The sequence below is a fragment of the Photobacterium jeanii genome, assembly GCF_001650345.1.
GTDB classification, from domain to species: Bacteria; Pseudomonadota; Gammaproteobacteria; order Enterobacterales; family Vibrionaceae; genus Photobacterium; species Photobacterium jeanii.
In genome coordinates this window covers 1-2,283 of record NZ_LVHF01000004.1, presented here as the reverse complement: position 1 = coordinate 2,283, position 2,283 = coordinate 1, and the positions used below count along the sequence as shown (strand labels likewise).

The window sequence follows — 2,283 nt, the reverse complement described above, 5'->3', positions numbered from 1 at the left end:
AGGTCTGGATTGCCTTTCGTGTTTTCGGTGGTTTATCAACATTATCGTAATGCGTTGTGGCGTATTATGGCAGGCGTTATGCGCAGAAGAGAAAGGAACCGTAGTTGATTGAAATTGAGTTTAGTATTTGGCTGGCAAGTAAAGAGAATTGGGTACACCTAACTAAAAATATTAAGTTTCCAAGCGTTCCGCGCGTCGGGGAGTATGTGAAGTTCAGTTCGGCTTCATTAGGAGACTACTTCTCGTGGAGAGTAACTCAGGTTACTTACCGTGAAAATGGGTATGTTGAAGTGTGGACAGAGTTACTTGATAACATTGATGATCGAATGTATTCCTTCGAAGATGACTGTGATTTTCAAGAATACTTGCTTGCTTATCAAACGGAAGGTTGGGTTGCTCCGTATGGTGTTAAAGAAAATACACGGTACAGACAACAAAATGCATAGCTAGCTACTTGTGCGCTAATTCTGGAGTCAGAATGAAATTGAATGTATTGCCTCAGCCAGTTGCGTACATTTAGCAGTAGTTAAAAGGAAAACAAGTAAGCTAATTGTATTAGGTCTGTTACAAATGATTCTTTTTGCTAATTTAATTGGAGCGTCTATTTTTGCTGGTATTTACTCTGTAAGTAAATATGAAATTATTAATAGTTAGCGAAGGCTATACAATTATAGATAATCAGAACTGAGTCACGCTCAACTGATGCTCGCATAACAAGGCCATCAAAACGACCATCAACACTCGGCATTCTAGGTATGAATTTGGTTTTAGTGTTTGCGGTGGTCAATTAAATCTTATCGTAATGTGTTGTTGGCGTTTTATGGCAGGTCGTTAAGCTGAATTGATTAAATAGCTCACGAAAATAAGGTAAAAATAGTTGATGCTTAGTTTTTTTGAACCATATTTCATGGTCGCTTATTCCGGTGCTTATTCCCTGCTTCAAAACTTACAAGGTTTGGGGATTTTAAGTATATGGTATGGACCATACATTGATTTACAGGGAACGATAGCCCCTTTAGCTGGGTTATATTTTATATGCCTCCTGTTGGTGATTTTGTTCAATATCATTTCCTCTTTTGCTTTTTCCAGAAAATTCTCATTTAGTGTTATTGCCTTTTGGCTCTTACCGGGTGTTTTCTCTTTAGGTGGTTTCAAAGTGTTCGAGCCAATAATTCCCGAGGACTATATTATTGGTAGCGGTCATTTGGGTACTTCTGGTGGTGCCCTTATCAATGCACTAGTAGTCTTTGTTTTTAGTTGGTCTCTAGCAACGTTATGTCTTCATAGCTGGAGAGCTGGAAAAAAATCAAAAGCGACATTTGACCACATATGGTATGTGTTCGGTTTATCTGCATTAGCATTCTTTGTGTCAGATACGGGAACCTCTCGACACCACGAACAACTAACGAGTTCAAAAGGAACGTTGCTAGAGGCAACGAACATATTGACTGGGCAGTTACGTACTGTTAGTGGTTTTTGTGAAGATGAAGTTTTTGCCACAGACTTTGGCGCATTGTGTGTATGGTCTAACTCAATTAAGTGGTACGTTAATAGAATAAGTGATAGTAGTTTTTTCTATGAGCAAGACGAAGAAAAACCGACTATAGAAAAGTTGTTAAGTGTGTCTAGCTCAGTTACATCTGATCAAGTTGCTAGAGACATTGAAAGACTAAATGCATACTGTACCAATGATTCTAAGGTTAAAACCTGTGTTGAAATTCCTATTCACTTAAACCAAGATCCTGCGTTGTCCAAAGGGACTGTTAGCATATACAGTAAATATATTGTTCCCATTAATGCTTTAGCACCAACAATAGAGCGTTATTGGACTGAGACCGTTAAACTCTCTAGGAAGGTAAAAGAATCAGAAATGGCTCCGCATAAGAGATGGATGTTTTTTATGCTCTTAGCATTCTTAGTTGGAATAAAAGTGGCTAACTCGAGTCGAGAGCTATTTTCGACGAAGGATAAGTCGGTTTATAGGTCTTCAGCAGTGACGGCTACAAAATGTATTTGTACTTATTCTAAGAAGTTGTGGTGTAGGCTAATGTATTGTATTGGTAAATTACCAGTTCATAAAGATTCAGCTTAACAATCTGTTTAAGAGTGATTCGCAACGCTTGGCACTTTTGCTATGCGTTGCGTTTTGTGTTTAAGGTGGCATGCGGGAGCTTCGGTATTGCGTCGCTCACACCTTAACAGGGCGTTATATAACAAGGAAGGTTCGATTGAAGCCTGAAGTAAAAAGCTACGATTGCATAGACTACGATCCAATAGATACGT

General features: G+C 38.7%; 2 protein-coding genes. Both read left to right on the top strand.

Translation table 11 applies throughout. The features are described 5' to 3' along the window. Positions 1 to 104 precede the first annotated feature (104 nt). A complete protein-coding gene (locus A3K86_RS00030; protein WP_068325760.1) occupies positions 105 to 446 on the top strand; it encodes a hypothetical protein in 342 nt (113 codons plus the stop codon). Between the two features lie 434 nt (positions 447 to 880). Beyond that, the gene (locus A3K86_RS00025) at positions 881 to 2,092 is read left to right on the top strand and encodes a hypothetical protein (protein WP_068325757.1); all 1,212 of its coding nucleotides are present in this window, start codon (positions 881 to 883) and stop codon (positions 2,090 to 2,092) included. Positions 2,093 to 2,283 lie beyond the last annotated feature (191 nt).

Coding starts and splice junctions, on each gene's coding strand:
- A3K86_RS00025 (WP_068325757.1), top strand. CDS start 881: ATGCTTAGTTTTTTTGAACCATATTTCATGGTCGCTTATTCCGGTGCT.